A 24,684-nucleotide genomic window follows, 5' to 3' on the forward strand; every position below is an offset into this window, starting at 1 on the left:
TCCTCAGACAGAAAGATAGCGGGCGCGCAGCGACGCATCCGCGAGCAGCGCCGCCATGCGCCCTTCATGCCGCACCTGCCCGACTTCCAGGATGCAGGCACGGTCGGCCACCGCGCCGGCGAAGGGCAGGTTCTGCTCGGAGAGCAGGATGGAGAGACCCTCCGCCTTCAGCTCCGCGATGGCCTCGGCCATGCGCTCGACCACCACCGGCGCCAGCCCCTCGGAAGGTTCATCCAGCAGCAGCAGGCGCGGATTGCCCATCAGCGTGCGGGCGATGGTGAGCATCTGCTGCTCGCCGCCGCTCATCCGGCCGCCGGGGCGGTGGCGCAGCGCGCCGAGGCTCGGGAACAGGGCGAAGAGGCGTTCCGCCGTCCAGGGGCGCAGGCCGGGGCGGGCGGGGCGGCGGCCCACCTCCAGGTTCTCCAGCACGGTGAGATCGGCGAAGATGCGCCGTTCCTCCGGCACATAGCCGATCCCGGCGCGGGCAATGGCATGCGGCGGCCGTCCGGCCAGTGGCGCGCCCTCGAAGGTCACCGATCCGCCGCTCGGCGGCACCAGTCCCATGATGGCCTTCATCGTGGTGCTCTTGCCCGCGCCGTTGCGGCCGAGCAGGCAGACCACCTCGCCCTTGCCGACCGCGAGCGAGACGCCGTGCAGGATATGCGCGCGGCCGTAATGCGCGTGCAGCCCTTCCACCGCCAGCATCAGGCCGGCGCCCCGCCGAGATAGACCTGCCGCACCCGCGGGTCGGCCCGCACCGCCTCCGGCGTGCCGCCGGCGATCAGCCGGCCGCGGTCCAGCACCAGGACGCGGTCGGCATGGGTGAAGACCACGTCCATGTCATGCTCGGTGAACAGCACGGCGATGTTGCCCGCCCGCGCGATGGCGGCCGTCTCCGCCATCAGCGCCACGCGCTCGGCGGGCGCCATGCCGGCGGTGGGCTCGTCCATCAGCAGCAGATGCGGCTGGTTGGCCAGCGCCATGGCCAGTTCCAGCCGCTTCAGGTCGCCATAGGCCAGCACGCCGCAGGGCCGCCCAGCCTGGTCCGCCATGCCGACGCGCGCCAGCAGCGCCTCGGCCTCCGCCGTGAACTGCCGCGCCGCCGGATGCCAGAGGCCGAGCAGCCGGCGGGCATGGGAGAGCAGCGCCATCCGCACATTGTCCAGCACTGTCATGGAGGCGAAGGTGGCGGTGATCTGAAAGGTGCGCCCCACCCCGAGGCGCCAGATGGCGCGCGGCGGCAGGCCGGTGACATCGCGCCCGGCCAGCCGCACCCGCCCGGCATCGGGGCGGATCTGGCCGTTCAGCATGTTGAAGCAGGTGCTCTTGCCGGCGCCGTTGGGGCCGATCAGCGCCAGCATCTCTCCCGGGGCGAGCGCGAAGGAGACGCCGTCCACCGCGCGCACGCCGCCCCAGGCCTTCACCAGCGCCTCCGCCTCCAGCGCCGGCGTCATGCGGCATCCTTGCGGCGGAAGGCGCCCGCGAGGCCGCGCGGGAAGAACAGCACCAGCGCCAGGATGACGAGGCCGAGCAGCAGGCGCCAATAGTCCGTCACGCGGGCGAGCTGCTCCTGCAGCCCGGCATAGGCGATGGCGCCGATGATCGGCCCGTTCAGCGTCTGCACGCCGCCGAGCAGCACCATCAGCAGCGCGTCCACGCTGCGCGGGATGTCGAGCACCGAGGGAAACACGCTGCCCTTGCCATAGGCGAAGAGCGCGCCGGCGATGCCGGCCATGGCGGCGGCGAAGGCGAAGGCCAGCCAGCGGACGCGGAAGGCATCGATGCCAATCGCCTCGGCGCGCAGCGCGGAATCCCGCTGCGCCCGCAGTGCCATGCCGAAGGGCGCGTGGATGGCCCGCCGCAGCAGCCAGACCGCCGCGCCGCAGAGCGCCAGGGACAGGTAAAAGAAGGCCAGCCGCCCGCGCGCCCATTCGCTTGGCCAGAGGCCGAGGATGCCGTTGTCGCCGCCCGTCACCTCGATCCACTGGAAGGCGATGCTCCAGGCGATCTGCGCGAAGGCGAGGGTGAGCATGGCGGAATAGACGCCCGAAAGCCGCACGCAGAACCAGCCGAACAGCAGCCCGACCAGCCCGGCGGCGAAGGGCGCGGCGAGCAGGCCAAGCTCCATCGGCGCGGCGAAATGGCGGAACAGCAGCGCCGCGGCATAGGCGCCGGCGCCGAAATAGGCGGCGTGGCCGAAGCTCGCCATGCCGCCCGGCCCCATGATGAAGTGCAGGCTGGCGGCAAAGAGCACGAAGCTGGCGAAATCGGCCAGCAGGATCAGCGGATACTCGCCAAGGAAGGGCGGCAGCATGAGCAGCAGCGCCAGGGCGAGCAGCGCGACGGGCCGCAGCGCGCGCGGCATGGCGGGGGGCAGGGGAAGGGCGGTTTCGCTGGACGGCGGCGCGCCGGAGGGCTTGCGGCCGAGCAATCCGTAGGGCCGCAGCACCAGCACCACGGCCATCACCAGGAAGACCAGCACCAGCGTGATGCGCGGGAAAACAAGAATCCCGAAGGCGTGCAACTCGCCGATCAGCAGCGCAGCGAGGAAGGCGCCGGGCAGGCTGCCGAGGCCGCCCACCACCACCACCACGAAAGCCTCGACGATGACGGCCATGTCCATGTGCAGCGTGACGGCCTCACGCGGCAGTTGCAGCGCGCCGCCAAGCCCCGCCAGCGCCGCGCCGAGGAAGAACACCCCGGTGAACAGCAGCCGCTGATCCACGCCGAGCGCCGCCACCATCTCGCGGTCCTGCGTGGCGGCGCGCAGCAGGATGCCGAAGCGCGTACGGTGGAACAGCAGCCAGAGCAGCCCCAGCACCACCGGCCCGACGGCGATCAGGAACAGCTCGTAGCGCGGGAAGCGCAGGCCGAGGATCTCCACCGCGCCCCGCAGCAGCGGCGCGCGCGGGCCGAACTTGTCGTCGGGGCCCCAGAGGAACAGCGCCACGTCCTGCACGATCAGCACCAGCGCGAAGGTGGCGAGCAGCTGGAACAGCTCGGGCGCGCCATAGATCCGGCGCAGCACCGTCATCTCCACCAGCGCGCCGAGCGCGCCCACCGCCAGCGCCGCCAGCAGGATGGCGCCCCAGAAGCCCCAGAACCCGCCCAGATCAGCCAGTGGCCCGGCGCCGGTGAGCGTCCAGGCCAGGTAGGCGCCGAGCATGAACAGGCTGCCATGCGCGAAGTTGACGATCCGGCTGACGCCGAAGATCACCGTCAGCCCGGAGGCCACCAGGAACAGCGAGGAGGCGCTGGCCAGTCCGTTCAGCGCCTGGACAGCGAGGTCCTCCAAGGCGCGATCAGCCCTGCGGCCGCCACTCCCTCACCTGCGCGTCGGAGGGCAGGTAGTTGGCACCGTCGGCGTAGCGCCAATCCACCATCTTGCCGGCCTTGCCCTCCAGCCTGGTGCGGCCGACGAAGGCGCCCAGCGTGGACTGGTGGTCGATGGCGCGGAACTCCACCTCGCCGGTGCCATAGGCGGTCTGGAAGCGGATGCCCTCGAAGGCCTTGACCATGGCTTCGGTCTCGGTGCCGCCGGCCTTGCGCAGCATGGCCGCGATGGCCTGGACATTGTCATGCCCGACCACCGAGCCGCAGCGCGGCAGCGCGTCGTAACGCTTGCGGTAGGCGTCGCGGAAGGCGGTGTGGACCGGGTTGTTCAGGTCGTCGCGCGGATAGCCGGTGACGATCCAGCCCTCCGGGCACTCCTCGCCGAGCGGCTCCAGGTATTCCGGCTCGCCGCTCAGCATGGAGGCGACGCTACGCCCGTCGAACAACCCGCGCGTGTTGCCCTGGCGGACGAAGTTCAGCAGGTCGGTGCCGAAGGTGACGTTGAAGATGGCCTCGGGCCGCATCCGCTCCAGCGCCTGCACCGTGGCGCCGGCATCGATGCGGCCGAGCGCCGGGAACTGCTCGCCGACGAACTCCACATCCGGCCGCCTCGCCTTCAGCAGGTCGCGGAACCACCTCACGGCGGACTGGCCGTATTCGTAGTTCGGCGCGACGGTGGCCCAGCGCTTCGCCGGCAGCTTGGCCGCCTCCTCCACCAGCATGGCGGCCTGCATGTAGGTGCTGGGGCGCAGCCGGAAGGTGTAGCGGTTGCCCTTGGACCAGACGAGCGCATCGGTCAGCGGCTCGCTGGCGGCGTAGAGAACCTTGTTCTGCGCGGCGTAGTCGCCCAGCGCCAGCCCGACATTGGAGAGGTAGCCGCCGGCCAGCAGCGCCACCTTCTCGGCGCTCACCAACTCGCCGGCGAGGCGCACGGCGTCCTCCGGCTTGCCGGCGTCGTCGCGGAAGACGGTCTCCAGCGGCCGGCCGTCGATGCCGCCGGCGGCGTTGATCTGCTCCTGCGCCAGCAGCCAGCCGTTGCGGTAGGGGCCGAGGAAGGCCGGCTGCGCCGTGTAGGAGTTGATCTCGCCGATGCGGATCGGGTTGCCCCCTGGGCCGCTCTGGGCGCGCAGCACGGCGGGCGCGGCGAGCGTGCCGATGGCGATGCCGGCCAGCAGGTCGCGGCGGCGAACATGCGGGGTGGTGGGGCGGCGATCCATCATCGGCATTCCTTCTGGCGGCCGGCCCCGGCGGGGGGCCTCTCTGGAACCTTGGCCCGGTGTAGTCCTCCGGGCCGGTGCTGCAACGGGAAAACGGCGTGCCCTCAGGCGGTGCAGGCGCGCAGGCGCTCGGGCACCTGCGCCAGCGTGGCCTCCTCGGCATTGGCGAAAGCGAGCCGCAGGTGGCGCTCCTGCCCCGGGCCGAAGAAGGGGCCGGGCAAAGTGAGCAGGCCGTGACGGGCGGCCAGCGCCTCGGCGGTGGCGAGGGCATCGGGCTGCCCTTCCGGCAGGCGCAGATAGGCGAAATAGGTGCCCAGCGCGTCGATCCGCCAGTCCGGCGCGGCGGCCATGGCGGCGCGGAACGCCGCCGCGCGCCCGGCCATGATGGCACGGTTGCCGGCGCGCCATTCGGCCAGCGCGGGCACCGCCCAGGCCAGCGCCGCCTGCGGCGGACGTGGCGGGCAGATCTGCATGGTGTCCACCACCTTCATCAGCTCGGCGCGGAAGGCGCCGCCGCCGACGACCGCACCGATCCGGTGGCCGGGAATGCAGTAGGACTTGGCGAAGGAGTAGAGCTGCACCACGCCATCCCGCCAGCCCGGGTCCTGGAACAGGTCGTGCGGCGGCGTGCCGCCTTCGGGCAGGAAGTCGCGGTAGGTCTCGTCCAGCACCAGCCAGACGCCGCGCGCGCGGCAAAGCGCGGCGATCTCGGCGATCACCGCGGGCGGGTAGATCGCGCCGGTCGGGTTGTTGGGCGAGACCAGCACCACGGCGCGCACCGCGGGCGTCAGCGCGGCGGCGAGGCGCGCCGGGTCGGGCACGAAGCCGTCCTCCGCGCGGGTCTCGAAGGGCAGGGCGGCAATGCCGAGCAGCTCCAGCGCCATGCGGTGGTTGAAGTACCAGGGCGTGGGCAGCAGCACGGCATCGCCGCTGCCGGCCAGCACCGTCATGGCCATGGTGAAGGCCAGGTTGCAGCCGGCGGTGATGGTGACGTCCGCCGCCGGGAGCGGGGCGCGGTAGAAGCCCGCCAGGTCCGCCGCCAGCGCCTCGCGCAGCGCCGCGTCGCCCTCGATGGCGCCATAGCCGGCGGCCGCGCGGCTCCCGGCGGCCTCGGCCAGCCGCTCCAGCAGCGCCGGGTGCGGCGGATAGCCCGGCACCGCCTGGGTCAGGTCGAGCATCGGTCCGGCGCCGCCGTCATAGCGCGCCGCCCAGGCGCGGGCGGCGGGGATCGGCGGGGCGGCGGTGGCGCGGACGCGGGGCGAGAGGCGGGGGCTTGGCATGGCGGCGGAGAGTGTCACGCTCGCGCCGTGTCGCCTACCCGCCTTGCATGCGGTTTCAGCCGCTTTCGCCCGCCGGGCGGCCGGTGACATGCCGCCAGTGGTGCCAGAGCAGCCGCGCCGCCAGCGAGCGCCAGGGGCGCCATGCCTCCGCCATGGCGACGAGCTGCTTCGGCTTCGGCCGCCCGGGCAGCCCCTTCAGCGCCTGGGCGCCGCCCGCCAGCGCCACGTCGCCGAAAGGAAAGATGTCGGCGCGTTGCTCGGCGAAGAGCAGGTGGACCTGCGCCGTCCAGGGGCCGAGGCCGCGCTGCGCGGCCAGATGGGCGAGCGCCACCTCGTCCGTCATCTCCTCCAGCCGGTCGAGCCGCAGGGTGCCGGCGAGGCAGGCCTCCGCCAGCCCGCGCAGATGCGCGACCTTGGGGCGGGAGAGGCCGGCGGTGCGGAGCTGCTCCTCGGTCAGCGCCAGGAGCCCGGCCGGCTCCAGCGCGCCGGGCAGCGCGGCGAAGCGGCGCCAGATGGCATCCGCCGCGATGAAGCTGATCTGCTGACCGACCACGGTGCGCGCCAGCCCGCCGAAGCCGCGCGGCCGGCTGCGCCAGACCAGCGGCCCGGCTGCCGGCTCGATGCGCGCGAAGTCGGGGTCCTGGGCGCAGAGCAGGGCGATGCCCTCGCGGGCCCAGGCGGGGGGAGCGGGTTCGGCAATCTGCATCCGGGCAGCGTCTTGCATGGATTCGCCTGGGGCGGGACATGTCCCAGGCGCTCTGCACGCAACGAATTGCAACAGGGCGCGGGCCGGCAAAAGCCTGTAACATGGACGGCAGGCATCGTTGCCATATCCCCACTATGGTCGAGAACATGGAACCGCCGCCGCACATCCTCGTCGTCGACGACGACCGGGAAATCCGCGATCTGCTCTCGAAATTCCTCGAGCGCCAGTCCTGCCGCGTCACCGCCGCGCGGGACGCGCGCGAGGCACGCCGCCTCTGGCCGCTCGGGCGCTATCACCTGGTGGTGCTGGACCTGATGCTCCCGGGGGAGTCGGGACTCGACTTCGCGCGCTGGCTGCGCAGCCAGTCGGACGTCCCGATCGTCATGCTCACCGCCATGAGCGAGGAGACCGACCGCATCGTCGGGCTGGAGCTGGGCGCCGACGACTACGTGGCCAAGCCCTTCAACCCGCGCGAGCTGCTGGCGCGCATCCGTGCCGTGCTGCGCCGGGCCAGCGGCGAGGGCAATGCCGCCCAGCAGCCTACGGCCAAGGCGATCCGCTTCGCCGGCTGGACGCTGGAGCCGGCCCGCCGCCGCCTGCTGAACCCGGAGGGCGTCGAGGTGCCGCTGACCGGCGGTGAGTACGAACTGCTGATGGTGTTGGTGGACCGCTCCAACCGCGTGCTGACGCGGGACATGCTGATGGACCTGCTGCGCGGCCGGCAGGCCGGGCCCTTCGACCGCGCGATCGACGTCGCCGTCTCGCGCCTGCGCCGCAAGCTGGAGGACGACGGGCGCAACCCGACGCTGATCAAAACCGTCCGCGGCGGCGGCTACGTGCTGGCCGCCACGGTGGAGAAGGTGAACGACCGGCCCTCCGTCACGGCGCAGAACGACGATCGTCCGATCGGCGCGCCGGGCGCCTGAGCCGGGCATGATCCGCCGCCTGCTGCCGCACAGCCTGGCCGGGCGCACGGCGCTGTTCCTCACGCTCGCACTGATGCTGGTGCAGGCGGCCGGGCTGACCATCCATGCCCTCGACCGCGTGGACCTGCAGCGCTTCGCCCTCTCGCGCGAGATCACTGCGCGCGCCCTTGGCCTCTGGCGCACCGCCGTGCTGGCGCCGCCCGACCGGCGGCTCGCCATGCTGGAGGATATCGACCTGCCGCCGGGCCTCTTCGCCGAGTTGAGCGACCTGCCGGCGGTGCGGCCGGGCATGCCGCACGCCTCGCAGGCGCTGATCCGGCTGTTCCAGGTGGACCTGGTGGCCGCCAGCCCGCCGCGCTTCCGCCCGCGCCAGGCGCTGGTGGCCAACGGGCCGCGCCCCGGCGTGCTGGTGCTCGCGCTGCAGCTCAATGACGGGCCCTGGCTGAATCTGCAGATGGCCCTGCCGCCGCCGCGCCCCTGGCACTCCGAGACCTTCCTGATCGCCTTCTTCCTGATGACCGGCGCGGCGCTGGCGCTGATCCTCTGGGCAACCCGGCGGCTGACGCGCCCCGTCTCGGCCCTGGCGCGCGCCGCCGAGCGGCTGGGCCGCGACGTGAACGCGCCGCCGCTGCCGGAGCGCGGCCCCTCCGAGGTCGCCACCGCCGCCCGCGCCTTCAACACCATGGCGGAGCGCATCCGCCGCTTCGTCGGCGACCGCACGCAGATGCTGGCCGCCATCGGCCACGACCTGCGCACGCCGATCACCCGCCTGCGGCTGCGCGCCGAGTTCCTGGAGGATGACGAGCAGCGCCGGAAGATGCTGGCCGATCTCGACGAGATGGAGGCCATGGTGAACGCCACCCTGGCCTTCGCCCGCGACGATTCCGCCACCGAGCCCTCGGTGCCGCTCGACCTTGCCGCGCTCTGCCGCACCGTGCTGGACGAGGCCGCCGATGCCCGGCCGGAAGTGGAGCCGGAGGCGGTGAGCTATACCGGGCCGGAGCGGCTGCGCATCCGCGCCCGGCCGATCGCGCTGAAGCGGGCGCTCGCCAACCTCGTCGGCAACGCGCTGAACTATGGCGGCTCGGCCCGGATCCTGCTGGACGGGCCGGGGCGGGGCGCCGAGGCTTCGTTGGTGCGGCTGCGCGTCGAGGATGACGGCCCCGGCATCCCCGAGGAGTCGCTGGAGGCCGTGTTCCAGCCCTTCCGCCGGCTGGAGACCAGCCGCAACCGCGAAACCGGCGGCACCGGCCTGGGCCTGCCCATCGCGCGCAACATCCTGCGCGCCCATGGCGGCGACGTGGTGCTGCGCAACCGCCCCCGCGGCGGCCTGACGGCGGTGGTGACGCTGCCGGTCTGAGCCGGCTTCATCCGTTCTGGCCGGAGGGCCTCGGGAAAGGCCGGACCTGCACGCGGGTGCGATGATCCGCCGCGGCGCGCGTCCCGTCCGGGTTCTGCCCGCGGTGGTAGTGGCGCTGCCAGCCCTGGGCACGGGCCTCGCTGCCGGGTTCGCGCAGTTCGGCGTTGAAGCGGTTGCGCCCCTCGCGCCACGCGCGGTGGGCGGCCTCCAGCGCCGGGTCCTCGGCCAGCGGGCGCGTCTCCGGGCGGGTTTCTCCGACGAGGCCGCGCTGCAACGGAAAGAAGAAGCAGACCGGCTCGCCCGGCAGGAAGCGGACCACGTGGTCCGGCCGGGTGAAGCGCCAGTTCATGGTGAAGGTCATCGGCGACCAGTCGCTCTCCACCAGCCCGGAGAGCGGCGCGATGCCGTCCTTCACCCCATTGGGCGGGCCGGAGACCCAGAGGCCGATGCCGGGGTCGGTGCGCAGCAGCGTGGCGATGGGGAAAGTGAGGATACCGGCGCCGAAATGGCTGGCCGGTGCGACGCCGCCGGGCTTCAGCACGCGGATCGTCACATCCTCCGGCCGGTCGCCACCGTTCCACCAGGCCTCGAAGCCGGTCTTCCCCTGCACCTCCCAGCCATGGCCATTGGCGATGGTCAGCGGCAGGCAGCGATAGGCGAAGCCGCCGGGGGTGGCATCCATCCAGTCCCGCCGCGGCCCGGCGGGGCGGATCGGCGGCAGGGGCTGGTCCAGCTCATAGGCGATCAGCCGGGGCTGCGGCTTCTCCGCCATGCCCACCTCCCGTGCAATGACGGCTGCAGGATAGGGCAGGGCGGGTTAGCGAAGCGTTTCAGCGCTCCAGCAGGCGGCGGAGCTTGCGCACGGCGCTGTCCGGCGTGGTCAGCACCGGCAGGCCGGTGGCCGCCGCGACCGCACCCGCCGCCCGCGCTAGGCTGAACTGCGCCAGCGCCACTGCGTCACAGCCGGCGAAGGCGTGGCGGGCCGCTTCGGCCGCCAGCCGGTCATGCGCCGCGCCGTCTCCGGCATCGAGCGCGGCCAGCGCGCCTTCCGCATGGCAGGGCACCAGAGTGACGCCCGGCGGGAATTCGGGGGGCATGGAAGCCAGCGTCGGCGCGAAGCTGGCCAGCAGGCCGATGCGCTTCCCCGCCGCGACGGCCTCCTCGACCATCGCCTCATTGGGCTTCAGCACCGGCATCGGCGCGAGGTCGCGCGCCACGGCCTCGATGCAGGGGCCGAAGGCGGAGCAGGTGAACAGGATGCCGCGCGCGCCGGTGCCTGCGGCATAGCGGGCGAGGGTCAGGAAGCGCCCGGTCATCGCGGGGGTGAGGCGGCCCTCCCGCGCCAGGTCGGCGGAGAGGCTGTCATCCAGCAGGTTCATCGGCCGCGCCTCCGGCCAGAGCCGGGCCAGCGCGGCCTCGATCGGCGGCGGCGAGTGCCGCAGCGCGTGGATCAGGGCGATGCGCATGGCCTCAGCGGCACCGGGGTGCAGGTGGGGCAGGTGGCATCATGGGGCGTCTCCTCTCTGTCTGGCGCAGCTTGGCACCCTCAGCGCTGCCCTGGCCAGACGCGGCGGCCCGCCATGGGGCCGCCGCCGGAGGTTCAGCCCGGCGCTGGCCGGGCCTGCGCCCGCCGCGCCAGGGCGAGGCGGGCCGCCTCGGTACCCGGGATCTGGTCGCCGCGCAGCGAATGGCCGGCCGTCTCGATCATGAAGACCAGTGCGACCATGCCGACCACGCAAGCGGCCATCATGAAATAGGCCGGCATGAGTTCATCGCCCGTCAGCCCGATCAGCCAGGAGTTCACCGCTGGCGCTGTGCCGCCGAACAACGAGGTGGAGACGTTGTAGGCGATGGCGAAGCCGGCGAAGCGGACCGGCGTCGGGAACATCGCCGGGAAGGTGGCGGAGATGGTGGCGAGCTGCGGCGCATAGAGGAAGCCGAGCGCCGCGAAGCCCAGGATGGCGCCGAGGAAGCTGGCTTCCATCAGGTGGTAGAGCGGGATCACCAGCACGAACAGGCCGATCAGCGAGAACCACCACAGCGGCTTGCGGCCCACCCGGTCGGACAGCATGCCGGCGAAGGGCAGCAGGATCATCATGAACAGCATGCCGATGATCGGCACGAAGAGCGCCTGCTGGGTGGTGAGACCAAGCCGCCGCTCCAGGTAGGTCGGCATGTAGCTCAGCAGCGTGTAGTTCACCACGTTCAGCGCGACGACCAGGCCGCCCATCACCAGCAGCGGCTTCCAGTAGGTGCTGAGCAGGTGCTTCAGCTCGCTGCCGGCGCTGGGCTCCTTGGCGCTCGTCGCTTCCATCTCCTGGAAGACCGGCGTGTCCTCCATCTTCGAGCGCAGATACATGCCGACCATGCCCAGCGGCCCGGCGACCAGGAAGGGCAGGCGCCAGCCCCAGCTTTGCATGGCCTCATCGCCCAGCACCAGGGAGAAGCCCAGCATCAGCAGCGCGCCGAAGGAGAAGCCGGCCAGCGTGCCCACCTCCAGGAAGCTGCCGCAGAAGCCGCGCTGGTCGTCCGGGGCGTATTCGGCCATGAAGGTGGCGGCACCCCCGTACTCGCCGCCGGTGGAGAAACCCTGGACCATGCGCAGCACGATCAGGATGGCCGTCGCCCAGAGGCCGATGCTGTCATAGGAGGGGATCAGGCCGACGCAGAAGGTGGCCCCAGCCATCAGCAGGATGGTGATGGCCAGCACGGCCTTGCGGCCGAGCCGATCGCCCAGCGGCCCCCAGAAGAACCCGCCCAGCGGCCGCACCAGGAAGGAAATCGCGAAGGTGGCGAGCGCGAAGAGCGTCGCTTCCGCCGCCTCGCCGGGAAAGAGGGCGGCGGAGATGTAGGTCACGCCATAGGCGTAGATGCCGTAGTCGAACCATTCGGTGGCGTTGCCGACCGCCGAGGCGGCGATCGCCTTCCGCAGCACGCCCGGCGGAGGATGCGCGCTCATGTGCCGCGCGGGTCCGTGTTCATCCTGCATTCGTGTCCTCCTGACAGTATCCGCCGCAAGCTAAGCCCGGGCTCGCGGCCTCAAGGGTTCTCCGGTGAGAGGGGATCGAGCCCGGCCGACATCGGCGTGGTGTGCGGCAGCGCCTGGTAGGACTGCTGCTGCTCGCCGGGCGGGGCGGGGCGCGCCGCCAGGCGCCACAGGCCGAAGGCGACGGCCGCCGCGGCGCCGGCCGCGATGAAGAGGAAGAGTCCGGCGGAGCCGAACGCCGACATGCTCGCCGCCCCGGCCAGCGGCCCGGCCGCCGCGCCCGCGGAATAGACCAGCACCAGCCCGGCACTCGCGCCGATCCGCTCGGCCGCCGTGAGGCGGTCATTGGTATGCGCGACGCAGAGCGGATAGAGCGCGAAGCTCAGGCCGCCGAAGATGCCCCCCAGTATCAGCAGCAGCGTCCCGGGCGCGCCCAGCAGCGCGATGGCGAGGGCGACGCCCGCAGTGCCCGCGAAGACGCCCAGGATCACCGTGCGGCGGTCGAAGTGATCGGAAAGCCAGCCGAGCGGCCATTGCAGCGTCACGCCGCCCAGGATCACGGAACTCATGAAGGCCGCCGTGGCGGCGAGGTCAAGCCCCATGCGCTGCGCATGCACCGCGCCCAGCCCGTAGAAGGCGCCGAGGACAATGCCGGTGATCGCGGCGCCGACCATGCCGAGGGGCGAGGCCATGTAAAGGCGGCGCATCGAGAGCGCCTGATAGTCGCCGAGCACGGGGCTGCTCGCGCGGGTCAGCGCCACCGGCAGCACCGCCAGCGAGACCAGGATGGAAGCCAGCAGGAAGGGGCGCCCGGGACTGCCCGCACTGAGGTTCAGCAGGAACTGCCCGAGGCCCTGGCCGGCGTAGAGGGCGACCATGTAGGCGGCGAGCACCGAGCCCCGCTCGGTGGGGCTGGCGCGGTCGTTCAGCCAGCTCTCCAGGCAGACATAGACGCCGGCGATGCAGAAGCCGTCGATCAGCCGCAGCGCCGCCCAGAGTCCCGCCGATTCATACAGCGCATAGGCCAGCGTGCTGGCCGAGAGCAGCGAAACGAAGAAGGCGAAGGCACGGATATGCCCGACGCGGCGGATCACCGTCGCCGCCTGCAGCGAGCCGAGGGTCAGGCCGGCGAAGTAGGCCGAACCCACAAGGCCGATCACCGCGGCGCCGGTGCCCACGGCTTCCAGGCGAACGCTCACCAGCGTCGGCATGAAGCCGCCGCCGGCCATCAGGATGAAGATCGAGATCAGCAGGCTCTGCACCGGCCGGATGGCGTTGAACATAACGCCGCAACGACCTGCACCGCTCTGGGTTCCATTCCGCCGTGCATGACGCGGCGATCCGGGCGCGAAAGGCGCGGCGGGCGCCGCGCCCCCGACCCGGGGTGGCGGAATGCAGCCAGACTTTCATCCCGTTGGGGCACTACGGGATATCCCGGATGGCGTTGACAGCCCCCGTATGCCCCTGGTGTGTTGGGCTGCCTGCAACAGATACGGCTTACACGGCCGATGAAAGCCGGAGCGGATTCATTCACGCCGGCATGGGAGTTATTGGGGATGCGACGAACCGAACGGGCGGCTGCCGCCCTCCTTGCCACGCTCTGCCTGGGTGCGATTGCGCCGGCGCAGGCGCAGGACCTGACGCTCGCGGTCGCCGCGCCTGCCACGTCCTTCGATCCGCACTACCACACGCTGACGCCCAATGCGGCGCTGTCCGACCATGTCTTCGAAGCCCTGGTGGAGCGCACGGCCGAGGGCCGGCCGGTTCCTGGCCTGGCGGTGAGCTGGAAGGCGGTGGACGACCAGACCTGGGAGTTCAAGCTGCGTGAAGGCGTGAAGTGGCAGAACGGCGAGGACTTCACCGCCGAGGACGTGGTGAACACCATCAACCGCGTGCCGAAGGTGCTGAACAGCCCCGGCTCCTACGCGCTCTATACCCGCGCGATCGACCGCATGGAGGTGGTGGACCCGCACACCATTCGCTTCCACACCAAAACGGTCTATCCGCTGCTGCCGACCGACATGACGCAGATCGCGATCATCTGGCGCGGCCTGGGCGACGAGGTTTCCACCAGCGACTTCAACGGCGGCAAGGCGGCGATCGGCACCGGCCGCTACAAGCTGGAGCGCTACGACCAAGGCAACCGCGCCATCTTCGTCCGCAACGACGCCTACTGGGGCGACAAGCCGACCTGGGGCCGCGTGGACTACCGCATGATCGCCAATGACGGCGCGCGCGTCGCGGCGCTGCAGGCGGGCGACGTGGACTTCATCGACAGCGTGCCGACGCAGGATGTCAGCAAGCTGGAGAAGGAGAAGGGGATCCACATCTCCCGCGCCAACAGCCTGCGCAGCATCCTGATGCGCACCGACTTCCGCGAGCAGACACCCTATATCTCCGGCCCGAACGGCGAGAAGCTGGACAAGAACCCGCTGCTCGACCGGCGCGTGCGCGAGGCGCTCTCCATCGCCATCAACCGCAAGGCCATCGTGGACCGCATCATGTCGGGCGCCGCGAGCCCGACCGGCCAGATGATGCCGGAAGGCACCTTCGGCTATAACCCGAACGTGCCGCCGCCGCCCTATGATCCGGCCCGCGCGAAGAAGCTGCTGGCCGAGGCGGGCTTCCCCAACGGCCTGACCATCACGCTCCTGGCGCCGAACAACCGCTACATCAATGATTCGCTGATCGCGCAGGCGGTCGGCCAGATGTGGGCGCGCATCGGCGTGAAGACCAATGTGGATGCGATGCCCTCCAGCGTCTTCTTCCAGCGCACAGCGCAGCAGGACAACTCGGTCTCGCTGAGCGGCTGGGCGAATTCGGTGGGTGAGCCATCGCCGGGCCTGAAGAGCCAGTTCGGCACGCGCGACCGCACCAAGGGCTGGGGCGCGGTGAACCACACGCTGTACTCCAACAAGGAGTACGACGCGCTGCTCACCAAGGCGCTGCAGGTGGTGGACGAGGAGAAGCGGGAGTCGATGTTCCAGGACCTCGTGGCGATCCTGGCCAAGGACTACGCCTATATCCCGCTGCACCACCAGGTGAACCTGTGGGCGATGCGCGACAAGCTCGAGCACACCCCGCGCGCTGACGAAATGACGCGCGCGCTGGACATCACGCCGAAGAAGTGATCCGCCGCTGGGGCCGGGCGGAGCGATCCGCCCGGCCCTTCCTGATTCAGGCGAGCTTCAGCTCCTCCTGCACCAGGCTGACCCAGTAGCCGACGCCGTAGGGAATGGCGTCGTCGTTGAAGTTGTAGGTCGGCGTGTGCAGGCCCTCGGACGTCGCGCCGCCCGCGCCCTGGCCGAGGAACATGAAGGCGCCCGCCTTCTTCTCCAGCATGAAGGCGAAGTCCTCGCCGCCGGTCACCGGCTGCGCCTCGTCGTTCACCTGTCCGACGCCGACCAGGGCTGCCGCGGCCTGGGCGGCGATGCCGGTCTGCTCGGCATGGTTCACCAGCGGCGTGCCCTTGCGGCTGTACTCCACCTCGGCCGTGCAGCCGAAGGTCGCGGCCAGCCCCTCGGCCAGCTCGCGCATCCGTCGCTCCATGGTGTCGCGCACCGTCGGCAGGTAGGAGCGCGCGGTGCCGCCGATGCGGATCTCGGCCGGCATCACATTGGTGGAGCCGAAGGAGCCGCCCGCGATGGCGCCGACGCTGATGACTGCGGAATCAACCGCCGCGATGTTGCGGCTGACCACGGTCTGCAGCGCCAGGATGAACTGCGCCTGCAGCACCGTCACGTCGGTCGAGAGGTGCGGCGTGGCGCCGCCATGCCCGCCGGTGCCCTTGAAGGTGACCAGCCAGCGGTCCGGCGCCGCCATGAACGGGCCGGGGCGGATGGCGAACTGGCCGAGCGGCAGGCCAGGCTCGTTGTGCAGGCCATAGACGGCATCCACCGGAAAGCGCGCGAACAGCCCGTCGGCCAGCATGGCCAGGGCGCCGCCGCGGCCTTCCTCGGCCGGCTGGAAGATGAACTGAACGGTGCCGCCGAAGTCGCGGTGCTCCGAGAGATACTTCGCGGCGCCGAGCAGCATGGTGGTGTGACCGTCATGGCCGCAGGCATGCATGGTGCCGGGATTGGCGGAGGCGTAGGGCAGGCCGGTGGCCTCGTTGATCAGCAGCGCGTCCATGTCGGCGCGCAGGCCGATGGCGCGCTGGCCGGGCTGCTTCCCCTTCAGCGTGCCGACCACGCCGTAACGGCCGACGCCCTCGGTGACCTCCAGCCCCCATTCCTTCAGCTTGGCGGCGACCAGACCGGCGGTGCGGGCCTCCTCCATGCCGATCTCGGGGTGGGCGTGGATGTCCTGGCGAATGGCGGCCAGTTCCGGCTGCATGGCGCGCAGCGCGGCGAGAAGCGTATCGTTCACGTGGTGATCTCCCGGTTGCCCGGCGCGCGGCGGGCAGGGCCGTCCGCGCCAGCGAAGGGGCTTACATGCCGCCGGCAACGCCGTCTGGAAAGGGCGAAGGCGGGGAAAAGTCGGGCGGGAAAGCTGTGCCGGCCTGTCACCCCAGCGCCCCTGCGTTGACCGCCGGCGAAGCGCCTGCCTAGGCTCTGGCCCATCATCCCGAGGACGACCATGCCGAACCAGGACGGGACCCGCCTTCCATTCCAGCAGGTGGACGTGTTCGCCTCGCAGCCGCTGCGCGGCAATCCGCTCGCGGTGGTCGTCGGCGCCGATGCGCTGGGCGACGAGCGGATGGCGGCCTTCGCCAACTGGACGAACCTGAGCGAGACGACCTTCCTGCTGCAGCCACGACAGGCCGGGGCCGACTACCGCCTCCGCATCTTCACGCCCTCAGCCGAGCTGCCCTTCGCCGGGCATCCGACGCTGGGGAGCTGCCATGTCTGGCTGGCCTCCGGTGGGGTGCCGAGGGGCGGCGACATCATCCAGGAATGCGAGGCCGGCCTCATCCGCATCCGCCGTGGCGCCGCGGGCCAGCTCTTCTTCGCGGCGCCTCCGCTGCGCCGAGGCGGGCCGCTGGAGCCGGGGCTGCTGGCGAAGGTCGCCAGGGGGCTGGGCCTGGCGCCGGATGCCGTTGTCGCCTCAAGCTGGGTGGACAACGGGCCGGGCTGGCTGGCGGTGCTGCTGCGCTCGCGGGCCGAGGTGCTGGCGGTGCGCCCGGACTATGCGGCCCTGGGCGGGCTGCGGGTGGGCGTGGCCGGGGCCTGGGACGAGATGGCCGATGGCGCCGAGGCGCAGTTCGAGGTGCGCGCCTTCACCGCCGGGGGCTATGAGGACCCGGTGACCGGCAGCCTGAATGCCAGCCTCGCCCAGTGGCTGATCGGCAGCGGGATCGCGCCGCCCAGCTATGTCGCCAGCCAGGGCACGGCGCTGGGACGGGCCGGGCGCGTGCAGGTCGAGCGGGATGGGGCCGAGATCTGGGTCGGCGGCGCGGTGACGAGCTGCATCGAGGGGACGGTGCGGCTTTGAGTCCGCCCCCTCCGGCCGCTGCGGCGAGACGTTCAGCAGGGGAGCGAAGCGATGGACAAGGATGAACTGACGGCCTGGGCGCTGGCGAATGGCTGGCAGATGCTTGGCGGCCATCCCAGCCTGACCAAGCCGTCGGCGCCGAAGGAGGCGATCGTGCGGCTGGTGCTCAAGGCCACGGTGGCGAACCTGGAGGTGAAGAAGCCGGCCGGGAAATGGGAGAAGGTCGGCGGCGAAAGCTACGCCAAGATCACGCCGGACGAGGAGGAGGGCCTGCCGCGGGGCCTGGGCTTCGAGAAGGTGCCGAGCATCACCAAGCTGATGCAGGACAACCGCGACCGGATGGTGTTCGCGAAGTTCGGCGGCTGAGGCGGGGTCATTCGCCCGCCGCGGCCAGCATCCGCGACACCGCCTCGCCGCGGCCGAGCGCGAAGAGCACGGCGTCGATCGGCGGCGACTGGGTGCTGCCGGTCAGCGCCGCGCGCAGCGGCTGGGCGATGGCGCCAAGCTTCACGCCCTTCACATCGGCATAGTCGCGCAGCCACTTGTCGAGGTCGGCGCGCTCCCAGGGCGCGTCGGTCAGGAACACGGCGAGGTCCTTCAGCCGCTCCCTGGCCTCGGGCGTCAGCAGCGCCTCGGCCTTGGGCTCGAAGGGCAGGGGGATGTTCGCCACCGCGAAAGCGGCCATGTCGGCGGCCTCGTTCAGCGTGCGGGCGCGCGGCATGATGTCCGGCACCAGCAACTGCACGCGCTCGGCGCCCTCGGTGCCGAAGCCGATCGAGGGGCGCTTGGCCAGGATCTCCAGCACGCGGTGGGCCAAGGCGTCGGGGTCCATCTGCCGCAGGTACTGCGCGTTCAGGTGCGTCAGCTTGGCGTAGTCCATCCGGCTGGCGGCGCGGCCGACATCCTTCAGGTCGAAGAGTTCGATGGCCCGCTCGCGCGGCACGAACTCCTCGTCGCCATGGCCCCAGCCGAGCCGCAGCAGATAGTTGCAGACGGCCTCGGGGAGGAAGCCCTGGTCGCGGAACTCCAGGGCGCCGACGGCGCCGTGCCGCTTCGAGAGCTTGGCGCCGTCCGCGCCGTGGATCAGCGGGATATGCGCGAAATGCGGCCGCGCCCAGCCCATGGCGTCGTAGATCATCGCCTGGCGGAAGGTGTTGGTCAGGTGGTCGTCGCCGCGGATGACATGGGTGATGTCCATGTCGTGGTCGTCCACCACCACGGCATGCAGGTAAGTCGGCGTGCCGTCCGAGCGCAGGATGACCATGTCGTCCAGCTCGCTGTTCTGCACGCGCACCTCGCCCTGCACGAGGTCGTGGATCACCGTCTCGCCCTCGCGCGGGGCCTTGATGCGGATGACGGGCTTCACGCCGGCCGGCGCCTCGGCGGGGTCGCGGTCGCGCCAGCGGCCGTCATAGCGCGGCGGGCGGCCTTCCTTCATGGCCGTCTCGCGCATCTCCGCCAGCTCTTCCGGCGTGGTGTAGCAGGAATAGGCCTTGCCCTGGGCCAGCAGCTCGCGCGCCACCTCGGCATGCCGCGCCTCGCGCGCGGTCTGCATCACCGGCGGCTCGTCCGGCGAGAGGCCGAGCCATTCCAGGCTCTCGATGATCTGCCGCACCGCCTCGGGCGTGGAGCGGGCGCGGTCGGTGTCCTCGATGCGCAGCAGGTATTTCCCGCCATGGTGGCGCGCGAAGAGGAAGTTGAAGAGCGCGGTGCGCGCGCCCCCGATGTGCAGATACCCGGTCGGGGAGGGGGCGAAACGGGTGCGTACGGTCATTGCTCGGCCAGTTCCTTCGAGCGGATGCTTTTAACACTCCTGGCCCTGCCTGTAGAGTGCGCGCATAGGTTGAGAAGCCATGAGCGACACTGACGCGATTTCCGTTCCCCTGCCGCTGGACGGCCCCCCGGCCTCCTGGCGGCCTGCCGCCGTCGTGCAACGCCTGCGGGAACTCCTGGAGGCGGAGTGGAGCCGTCTGCCGCTCTGGCTGCCGGTGGCGCTTGGCGCCGGCATCCTCACCTACTTCGCCCAGCGCAGCGAACCGGGGCCGTTCTGGGGTGCGCTCGCGGCGCCGCTGCTGCTCGGCGCCGTGCTGCTGCGTGGAAGGCCGATACTGGCCTGGATCCTGGCGCTGGCCGGCATGGCCGCGCTGGGCTTCGGCGTCGCCGGCTGGCAGGCGGCCCGCCTGCCCGCGCCGCTGGACCTTCCCAGGCGCGCCGTGGTGCTCGAAGGCCGGGTGGAGGCGGTGGAAACCCTCCCGAAGGGGCTGCGCCTCACGCTGGGCGAGGTCCGCCTCGGCCCTGGTGAGCTACCTTTGGCGCGGCGGATCCGAATCCGCCTGCGCACCAACGATCCGCTGCACCCGGCACCGGGCGAACAGCTGCGCCTGCGCGCCCTGGTGCGCGAGCCCTCCGTACCGCCGGCGCCGGGCGGATGGGACTTCCAGCGGGACGCCTTCTTCAGCGGCCTGGGCGGCTCCGGCTTCGCCCTCGGACCGGCAGAGCGGATCGGCGAGGCGGCCCAGACGCCCCGCTTCGCCGCCGCCCGGTCCTGGCTGGAAGGGCGCGTGCTTGCCGTCCTGCCCGGCGGCGCGGGGGCGGTGGCCGCGGCGCTGCTGACCGGCGGGCAGAGCGCCATCCCGGCACCCGACATGCAGGCGATGCGCGATTCCGGGCTGGCGCACCTGCTCTCGGTCTCAGGGCTGCACATCGCCATCGTCATGGGGCTGGGATTCGGCATCGTCCGCTTCGGCGTCGCGCTGGTGCCGGCGCTGGCGCTCCGCTGGGACAGCAAGCGGATCGCCGCGCCGGGCGCGCTGCTGCTGGGTGGCGCCTATATGCTGCTGACCGGCGCACAGGTGCCGATGCAGCGCTCCTTCGCCATGGCGGCGCTGGTGACCTTCGGCATCCTGATCGGCCGGCGGGCGCTCTCCCTGCGCGCCCTGGCGCTGGCCGCGGCGGCGGTGATGCTGATGCAGCCGGCGGCGCTGCTCGGCCCTTCCTTCCAGATGAGCTTCGCCGCCGTGCTGGTGCTGATCGCCGGTGCGGAGGCCACCGGACCGCTCCTGGCGCGCTGGCGGCAGGGCGCCGAATGGTGGCGTCGCCCGGCCCTGGTGCTGCTGGGAATGGTGCTGACCTCACTGCTCGCCGGGTTGGCCACCATGCCCTATGGCCTGCACCATTTCGGCCGGCTGCAGCTCTACGGACTGGCCGCCAACATGGTGGCGGTGCCGCTGACCTCCATCCTGGTGATGCCGGCCGGGATGCTGGCGGTGGCGCTGATGCCGCTGGGCCTGGAAGCCTGGCCGCTGGCGGCGATGGGCTGGGGCGTGGAGGGCATCCTGACGGTGGCGCGTACCGTGGCCGCCTGGCCGGGCGCGGCGCTGACCGCCATGCCGATCCCGCCCTGGGGGCTTCTGCTGACCAGCTTCGGCCTGCTCTGGCTCTGCCTCTGGCAGACCCGCTGGCGGCTGCTCGGCCTGCCGCTGGCGGCGGCCGGCCTGCTCAGCGCCGCGACGGTGACGCCGCCCGACATCCTCGTCTCGGCCGATGCGCGGCTGATCGCGCTGCGCACGCCGCAGGGGGTGGTGCTGCAGCGCGCCAGCGGCGCCTCGAACTTCCTGCGCGACAACTGGCTGCGCGGCTGGGGGGAGGAGGAGGCCGAGCTTCTGCCCAGCGCAGGGGAGCATGAGGAGGAGGGGCTGGACTGCCCCGGGCTCGACTGCCGCTTCCAGCCGCACCCGGACGGACCGGCCGCGATGCTGCTGCGCGTGACCAAGCCGCGGCGGGGAGAGAAGGCCGCCTCCGTCCAGGCAGCGCGGGCCTGCGGGCAGGCGGCGGTGCTGGTCTCGGCCGAGCCGATCCGAGGCCGCTGCCCGGGCACGGCCGTGGTGGACCGCTTCAGCGTCTGGCGGGACGGGCCGCACGCCATCTGGCTGGGCCGTGGCGGCGTGCGGGTGGTCTCGGACCGTGACTGGCGCGGGGCGCGGCCCTGGGTGCCGCCGCCGCCCCGCCCGGCCTGGGCGAAGGATCAGTAGCGGCGCAGCAGCCCGACCAGGCGGCCCTGCACCTTCACCCGGTCGGGGCCGAAGATGCGCGTCTCGTAGCGCGGATTGGCAGCTTCCAGCGCGATGGAGTTGCCCTTCCGGCGCAGCCGCTTCAGCGTCACCTCGGCCTCGTCCACCAGCGCGACCACGACGCTGCCGTTCTCCGCCATGTCGTCGCGACGGATGATGACGGTGTCGCCGTCGAGGATGCCGGCGCCCTCCATCGAGTCGCCGGAGACCTCCAGCGCGTAGTGCTCGCCCCCGCCGAGCAGCGCCGCCGGCACCTCGACGCTGGTGCCCTGGTCGCGCAGCGCCTCGATCGGCTGGCCGGCGGCGATGCGGCCATAGAGCGGCAGATGCACCGCTGCGGCCTCGTTGGCGCCGCGCGCCACGCCGGGAAGGTTGGAGGCGAAGGTACCCCGGATGACATTGGGCGCGAAGGCCGGGCGTGCCGCCGGGGCGGGCTCGGCGCGCGCCAGCGTGGCGGGCGCAGTGCTCTCCGGCAGGCGGATCACCTCCAGCGCACGGGCGCGGTGGGCGCGGCGGCGCAGGAAGCCGCGCTCCTCAAGGGCGGTGATCAGGCGGTGGATGCCGGACTTCGAGCGGAGCTTCAGCGCCTCCTTCATCTCCTCGAAGGAGGGCGAGAAGCCGGTGTCCCGCAGGTGCCGGTCGATGAACATCAGCAACTCGTGTTGCTTGCGCGTGAGCATGCGGGGCTCCCTGCCTGCGGCGATGGCCGCGAACAAAGCGGCAACCGTCATAGTGTTCTACGAAAGTTCCCGCCTGCCGGTCAACCGGCATTCGCCCTGATTTCCGCCACTTGGGGTGTGGAAAAGTGTCAGAGGCCCAGATCGGAGAGGCTGATCACCTCCACCGGCGCGCCCGCCGCGAGAGGAGGCGCATGGGGTGTCCGCCGCAGCAGGGCGCCGCTCTCGGCCAGCACGCGCAGCATGGAGCTGTCCTGGCGGTTGGCGGCGGTGGCCACCCACTGACCATCCGGCGCCTGATGCAGCCGCGCGCGCATGTAGTCCTCGCGCCTGTCGTTCGCGGGCAGGTCGGCGCCGGCGATGGCGCGGCGCAGCGGCGGCGCGGCGGGTGGCAGCCCGGCCAGCACGGCCAGCGCCGGCCAGAGGAAGATGACGCCGCAGACCAGCGCCGAGACCGGGTTGCCGGGCAGGCCGAGCAGCGGCGTCTCGCCCAGATGCCCCCAGATCAGCGGCTTGCCCGGCCGCATGGCGATCTTCCAGAAGTCGAGCGTGAAGCCGCGCGGGCCGAGCGCCTGCTGCACCAGGTCGTGCTCGCCGACGCTGGCGCCGCCTGTGGTGACCATCAGGTCGCAGAAGCGGGCGGCCTCGGCGGCGGCGCCGATGGCGGCCGTGTCATCGCGGGCGATCGGCAGCACCAGAGGTTCGGCCCCGGCCGCACGCACCAGCGCCGCGAGAGCATGCGCGTTCGAGGAGACGATGCCACCCGGCGGCAGAGGTTCGCCCGGCAGCACGATCTCGTCGCCGGTGGCCAGGATGCCGATGCGGGGGCGGCGATGCACGGTCAGCCAGGGATGGTTGCTGGCGGCGGCGAGGCCGATGTCGCGCGCCGTCAGGCGGCGGCCGGGGGCGACCAGCGTCTCGCCGGCGGTGAAGTCCAGCCCGGCGCGGCGGATCCAGCGGCCGGGCTGCACCGTTTCGCGCACCAGCACCCGGTGCTCGGCGGCCTCGGCATCCTCCTGCAGCAGGATGCCGTCGGCTCCCGCGGGCACCAGACCGCCGGTGAAGATCCGCACGGCTTCACCGGCGCCCACGCTGCCGGCGAAGGGATGCCCGGCCGGGGCGGCGCCGACCACCCGCAGCCACGCGCCTTCCACGGCCTCGGCGGCGCGCACGGCATAGCCGTCCATGGCGGAGACATCGGCCGGCGGCTGGGTCAGGCGGGCGGCGACCGGCGCGGCGAGCACCCGGTTCCAGGCTTCGGCGAGGGCCACGGTTTCGGTCCCGGCCGGCTTCAGCATGGCCAGGATGCGGCTGCGGGCTTCCTCTACCGAAATCATCAAGGCGCCTCCCAAAGTCCTGATTTTCCGCCTTCCTTGCGAGCGAGGTGCACGTCCGTGATGTGCATGCCGCGGTCGATGGCCTTGCACATGTCATAGACCGTCAGCGCGGCGACCGTGACGGCGGTGAGCGCCTCCATCTCGACCCCGGTGGGGCCGGTGGTCTTCACCCGCGCCTCGATGGCCACGGCATCCGGTACCTCGGGCGTCAGCTCCAGCTTCACCGAGGTCAGCGCCAGCGGGTGGCAGAGCGGAATGAGGTCGGCCGTGCGCTTGGCGGCCATGATGCCGGCGATGCGGGCCACGCCCAGCACGTCGCCCTTGCCCAGGCCGCCGGCCCGGATGGCGGCCAGCGTCTCCGGCGCCATCCGCACCCGGCCGCGCGCGACGGCGAGCCGTTCGGTGGCCGGCTTGGCGGAGACGTCCACCATGACAGCCTTTCCCTCCGCGTCGAAATGCGTCAGGCCGCTCCTGGGGGCGGGCGCCGCGCGCGGCGGGTCGAAGCCTTCGCCGCCCTCGCTCATCCCGCTTCCACCATGGCGCGGGCGGCGGCGGTGACGTCCGGCTGGCGCAGCAGATGCTCGCCCACCAGGATGCAGCGGGCGCCGGCGAGGGCCATCCGGTGCACATCCTCGGGGTTGCGCAGGCCGCTCTCGGCCACCGGGATGCGGTCGGCGGGAACCAGCGGGGCGAGCGCCTCCGCCGTGGCGAGGTCGGTCTTCAGCGTGCGCAGGTTGCGGTTGTTGATGCCGATCAGCCGGGTGTTCAGGCCGAGCGCGCGGTCCAGCTCGCGCTGGTCATGCACCTCCGCCAGCACCGCCATGTCCAGGCTGCGGGCCACCTCCTCCAGCTCGCGCGCCTGGGCATCCGAGAGGGCCGCCATGATCAGCAGGATGCAGTCCGCGCCCATCGCGCGGGCCTCGAACACCTGATAGGGGTCGATCATGAAGTCCTTGCGCAGGGCGGGCAGCGAGCAGGCGCCGCGCGCCACCACGAGATCGGCCGGGCTGCCCTGGAAATGCGGTCCGTCGGTCAGCACCGAGAGGCAGGCGGCGCCCGCCGCCTCATAGGCGCGGGCCAGCGCCGCCGGCTCGAAGGGGTCGCGGATCAGTCCGCCCGAGGGGGAGGCCTTCTTGATCTCGGCGATCAATCCGATGCGCCCCTCGGCCACGGCGGAGCAGAGGGCGCCGGTGAAGTCGCGCGGCGGCTCCACGTCACGGGCGCGGCGCTCGATCTCCGAAAGGGGCGTGGCGGCGGCCCGCTCGCGCACTTCCACTTCCTTGTCGGCAAGGATGCGCAGCAGGGTGTCGGGCAGGGTATCGACGTTCATGACCATCTCTCGGCGCGGACGCGCGCAGG

General features: G+C 72.0%; 22 protein-coding genes. 6 read left to right on the plus strand and 16 right to left on the minus strand.

From position 1 onward, the window contains the following. Positions 1-3: 3 nt before the first annotated feature. The 6 genes from QMO56_RS03850 to QMO56_RS03875 all read right to left on the minus strand — a co-directional run bounded on the left by QMO56_RS03850 (position 4) and on the right by QMO56_RS03875 (position 6,554). Complete coding sequence (locus QMO56_RS03850; protein WP_283523712.1) at positions 4-705, minus strand: ABC transporter ATP-binding protein; 702 nt, start codon at positions 703-705, stop codon at positions 4-6. After that, positions 705-1,454: an ABC transporter ATP-binding protein gene (locus tag QMO56_RS03855; RefSeq protein ID WP_283523713.1), complete on the minus strand. Its 750-nt coding sequence runs from the start codon at positions 1,452-1,454 to the stop codon at positions 705-707. The genes QMO56_RS03850 and QMO56_RS03855 overlap by 1 nt, the downstream gene beginning before the upstream one ends. Next, on the minus strand, positions 1,451-3,295 hold the full coding sequence (locus QMO56_RS03860) for an ABC transporter permease (RefSeq protein ID WP_283523714.1): 1,845 nt from the start codon (positions 3,293-3,295) through the stop codon (positions 1,451-1,453). The genes QMO56_RS03855 and QMO56_RS03860 overlap by 4 nt, the downstream gene beginning before the upstream one ends. 7 nt (positions 3,296-3,302) lie before the next feature. Further along, entirely contained in the window at positions 3,303-4,553 is a 1,251-nt protein-coding gene (locus tag QMO56_RS03865; protein ID WP_283523715.1) for an ABC transporter substrate-binding protein, read from the minus strand. 101 nt (positions 4,554-4,654) lie between these two features. Next, entirely contained in the window at positions 4,655-5,848 is a 1,194-nt protein-coding gene (locus QMO56_RS03870; protein WP_283523716.1) for an aminotransferase, read from the minus strand. Positions 5,849-5,885: 37 nt separating this feature from the next. Further along, positions 5,886-6,554 (minus strand): DNA-3-methyladenine glycosylase, encoded by a 669-nt coding sequence (locus QMO56_RS03875; RefSeq protein WP_283523717.1) that lies wholly within the window; start codon positions 6,552-6,554, stop codon positions 5,886-5,888. A 128-nt stretch (positions 6,555-6,682) separates the two neighbouring features. Between QMO56_RS03875 and QMO56_RS03880 the strand changes: the two genes are divergently transcribed. Both QMO56_RS03880 and QMO56_RS03885 read left to right on the plus strand, forming a co-directional pair. Then, on the plus strand, positions 6,683-7,462 hold the full coding sequence (locus tag QMO56_RS03880; RefSeq protein WP_283523795.1) for a response regulator: 780 nt from the start codon (positions 6,683-6,685) through the stop codon (positions 7,460-7,462). Positions 7,463-7,469: 7 nt separating this feature from the next. Further along, positions 7,470-8,822, plus strand: a complete 1,353-nt coding sequence (locus tag QMO56_RS03885) for an ATP-binding protein (RefSeq protein WP_283523718.1) — start codon at positions 7,470-7,472, stop codon at positions 8,820-8,822. Positions 8,823-8,829: 7 nt separating this feature from the next. On the opposite strand, the gene QMO56_RS03890 is transcribed toward QMO56_RS03885, so the two are convergent. The 4 genes from QMO56_RS03890 to QMO56_RS03905 all read right to left on the minus strand — a co-directional run bounded on the left by QMO56_RS03890 (position 8,830) and on the right by QMO56_RS03905 (position 13,091). Then, on the minus strand, positions 8,830-9,594 hold the full coding sequence (locus tag QMO56_RS03890; protein ID WP_283523719.1) for a DUF6065 family protein: 765 nt from the start codon (positions 9,592-9,594) through the stop codon (positions 8,830-8,832). 58 nt (positions 9,595-9,652) lie between these two features. Then, on the minus strand, positions 9,653-10,288 hold the full coding sequence (locus QMO56_RS03895; protein WP_283523720.1) for an arylsulfatase: 636 nt from the start codon (positions 10,286-10,288) through the stop codon (positions 9,653-9,655). Positions 10,289-10,422: 134 nt separating this feature from the next. Next, positions 10,423-11,781 (minus strand): MFS transporter, encoded by a 1,359-nt coding sequence (locus QMO56_RS03900; RefSeq protein WP_283523721.1) that lies wholly within the window; start codon positions 11,779-11,781, stop codon positions 10,423-10,425. Positions 11,782-11,861: 80 nt separating this feature from the next. After that, on the minus strand, positions 11,862-13,091 hold the full coding sequence (locus tag QMO56_RS03905; RefSeq protein WP_283523722.1) for an MFS transporter: 1,230 nt from the start codon (positions 13,089-13,091) through the stop codon (positions 11,862-11,864). A 273-nt stretch (positions 13,092-13,364) separates the two neighbouring features. On the opposite strand from QMO56_RS03905, the gene QMO56_RS03910 reads away from it, so the two are divergent. After that, positions 13,365-14,939 carry an ABC transporter substrate-binding protein gene (locus QMO56_RS03910; RefSeq protein WP_283523723.1) on the plus strand — a complete coding sequence of 525 codons (1,575 nt, stop codon included), beginning with the start codon at positions 13,365-13,367 and terminating at the stop codon, positions 14,937-14,939. Between the two features lie 46 nt (positions 14,940-14,985). Here the strand turns inward: QMO56_RS03910 and QMO56_RS03915 are convergent, their stop codons facing one another. Then, positions 14,986-16,176, minus strand: coding sequence for a M20 aminoacylase family protein (locus QMO56_RS03915; RefSeq protein ID WP_283523724.1), 1,191 nt, complete (start codon positions 16,174-16,176; stop codon positions 14,986-14,988). A gap of 210 nt (positions 16,177-16,386) precedes the next feature. Between QMO56_RS03915 and QMO56_RS03920 the strand changes: the two genes are divergently transcribed. Together QMO56_RS03920 and QMO56_RS03925 are read left to right on the plus strand one after the other, a co-directional pair. Continuing rightward, positions 16,387-17,241 (plus strand): PhzF family phenazine biosynthesis protein, encoded by an 855-nt coding sequence (locus tag QMO56_RS03920; protein WP_283523725.1) that lies wholly within the window; start codon positions 16,387-16,389, stop codon positions 17,239-17,241. 51 nt (positions 17,242-17,292) lie between these two features. Continuing rightward, positions 17,293-17,607: a hypothetical protein gene (locus tag QMO56_RS03925; protein WP_283523726.1), complete on the plus strand. Its 315-nt coding sequence runs from the start codon at positions 17,293-17,295 to the stop codon at positions 17,605-17,607. Between the two features lie 7 nt (positions 17,608-17,614). Here the strand turns inward: QMO56_RS03925 and gltX are convergent, their stop codons facing one another. Further along, positions 17,615-19,015 (minus strand): glutamate--tRNA ligase, encoded by a 1,401-nt coding sequence (gene gltX / locus QMO56_RS03930; RefSeq protein ID WP_283523727.1) that lies wholly within the window; start codon positions 19,013-19,015, stop codon positions 17,615-17,617. Between the two features lie 79 nt (positions 19,016-19,094). On the opposite strand from gltX, the gene QMO56_RS03935 reads away from it, so the two are divergent. Beyond that, complete coding sequence (locus tag QMO56_RS03935; protein ID WP_283523728.1) at positions 19,095-21,272, plus strand: ComEC/Rec2 family competence protein; 2,178 nt, start codon at positions 19,095-19,097, stop codon at positions 21,270-21,272. Here the strand turns inward: QMO56_RS03935 and lexA are convergent. From lexA to trpC, 4 genes are all read right to left on the minus strand, one after another. Further along, positions 21,266-21,991, minus strand: coding sequence for a transcriptional repressor LexA (lexA, locus tag QMO56_RS03940; RefSeq protein ID WP_283523729.1), 726 nt, complete (start codon positions 21,989-21,991; stop codon positions 21,266-21,268). The genes QMO56_RS03935 and lexA overlap by 7 nt on opposite strands. Before the next feature lie 128 nt (positions 21,992-22,119). Then, positions 22,120-23,325, minus strand: a complete 1,206-nt coding sequence (gene glp, locus QMO56_RS03945; RefSeq protein WP_283523796.1) for a gephyrin-like molybdotransferase Glp — start codon at positions 23,323-23,325, stop codon at positions 22,120-22,122. Then, positions 23,325-23,849, minus strand: coding sequence for a cyclic pyranopterin monophosphate synthase MoaC (moaC, locus tag QMO56_RS03950; RefSeq protein WP_283523730.1), 525 nt, complete (start codon positions 23,847-23,849; stop codon positions 23,325-23,327). Before moaC ends, glp begins: the two co-directional genes overlap by 1 nt. Then, entirely contained in the window at positions 23,846-24,655 is an 810-nt protein-coding gene (gene trpC, locus QMO56_RS03955; protein ID WP_283523731.1) for an indole-3-glycerol phosphate synthase TrpC, read from the minus strand. Before trpC ends, moaC begins: the two co-directional genes overlap by 4 nt. Between the last annotated feature and the right edge of the window lie 29 nt (positions 24,656-24,684).

Origin of the sequence: Roseomonas sp. E05 (assembly GCF_030063475.1) — a bacterium.
Classification (GTDB): Bacteria; Pseudomonadota; Alphaproteobacteria; order Acetobacterales; family Acetobacteraceae; genus Pseudoroseomonas.

Bases quoted from the DNA above. Each gene is read 5' to 3' on its own strand.
- QMO56_RS03850 (WP_283523712.1), bottom strand. From the start codon at position 705: ATGCTGGCGGTGGAAGGGCTGCACGCGCATTACGGCCGCGCGCATATC.
- QMO56_RS03855 (WP_283523713.1), bottom strand. From the start codon at position 1,454: ATGACGCCGGCGCTGGAGGCGGAGGCGCTGGTGAAGGCCTGGGGCGGC.
- QMO56_RS03865 (WP_283523715.1), bottom strand. From the start codon at position 4,553: ATGATGGATCGCCGCCCCACCACCCCGCATGTTCGCCGCCGCGACCTG.
- QMO56_RS03875 (WP_283523717.1), bottom strand. From the start codon at position 6,554: ATGCAAGACGCTGCCCGGATGCAGATTGCCGAACCCGCTCCCCCCGCC.
- QMO56_RS03880 (WP_283523795.1), top strand. From the start codon at position 6,683: ATGGAACCGCCGCCGCACATCCTCGTCGTCGACGACGACCGGGAAATC.
- QMO56_RS03885 (WP_283523718.1), top strand. From the start codon at position 7,470: ATGATCCGCCGCCTGCTGCCGCACAGCCTGGCCGGGCGCACGGCGCTG.
- QMO56_RS03890 (WP_283523719.1), bottom strand. From the start codon at position 9,594: ATGGCGGAGAAGCCGCAGCCCCGGCTGATCGCCTATGAGCTGGACCAG.
- QMO56_RS03895 (WP_283523720.1), bottom strand. From the start codon at position 10,288: ATGCGCATCGCCCTGATCCACGCGCTGCGGCACTCGCCGCCGCCGATC.
- QMO56_RS03900 (WP_283523721.1), bottom strand. From the start codon at position 11,781: ATGAGCGCGCATCCTCCGCCGGGCGTGCTGCGGAAGGCGATCGCCGCC.
- QMO56_RS03905 (WP_283523722.1), bottom strand. From the start codon at position 13,091: ATGTTCAACGCCATCCGGCCGGTGCAGAGCCTGCTGATCTCGATCTTC.
- QMO56_RS03910 (WP_283523723.1), top strand. From the start codon at position 13,365: ATGCGACGAACCGAACGGGCGGCTGCCGCCCTCCTTGCCACGCTCTGC.
- QMO56_RS03920 (WP_283523725.1), top strand. From the start codon at position 16,387: ATGCCGAACCAGGACGGGACCCGCCTTCCATTCCAGCAGGTGGACGTG.
- QMO56_RS03925 (WP_283523726.1), top strand. From the start codon at position 17,293: ATGGACAAGGATGAACTGACGGCCTGGGCGCTGGCGAATGGCTGGCAG.
- gltX (WP_283523727.1), bottom strand. From the start codon at position 19,015: ATGACCGTACGCACCCGTTTCGCCCCCTCCCCGACCGGGTATCTGCAC.
- QMO56_RS03935 (WP_283523728.1), top strand. From the start codon at position 19,095: ATGAGCGACACTGACGCGATTTCCGTTCCCCTGCCGCTGGACGGCCCC.
- lexA (WP_283523729.1), bottom strand. From the start codon at position 21,991: ATGCTCACGCGCAAGCAACACGAGTTGCTGATGTTCATCGACCGGCAC.
- glp (WP_283523796.1), bottom strand. From the start codon at position 23,325: ATGATTTCGGTAGAGGAAGCCCGCAGCCGCATCCTGGCCATGCTGAAG.
- moaC (WP_283523730.1), bottom strand. From the start codon at position 23,849: ATGAGCGAGGGCGGCGAAGGCTTCGACCCGCCGCGCGCGGCGCCCGCC.
- trpC (WP_283523731.1), bottom strand. From the start codon at position 24,655: ATGAACGTCGATACCCTGCCCGACACCCTGCTGCGCATCCTTGCCGAC.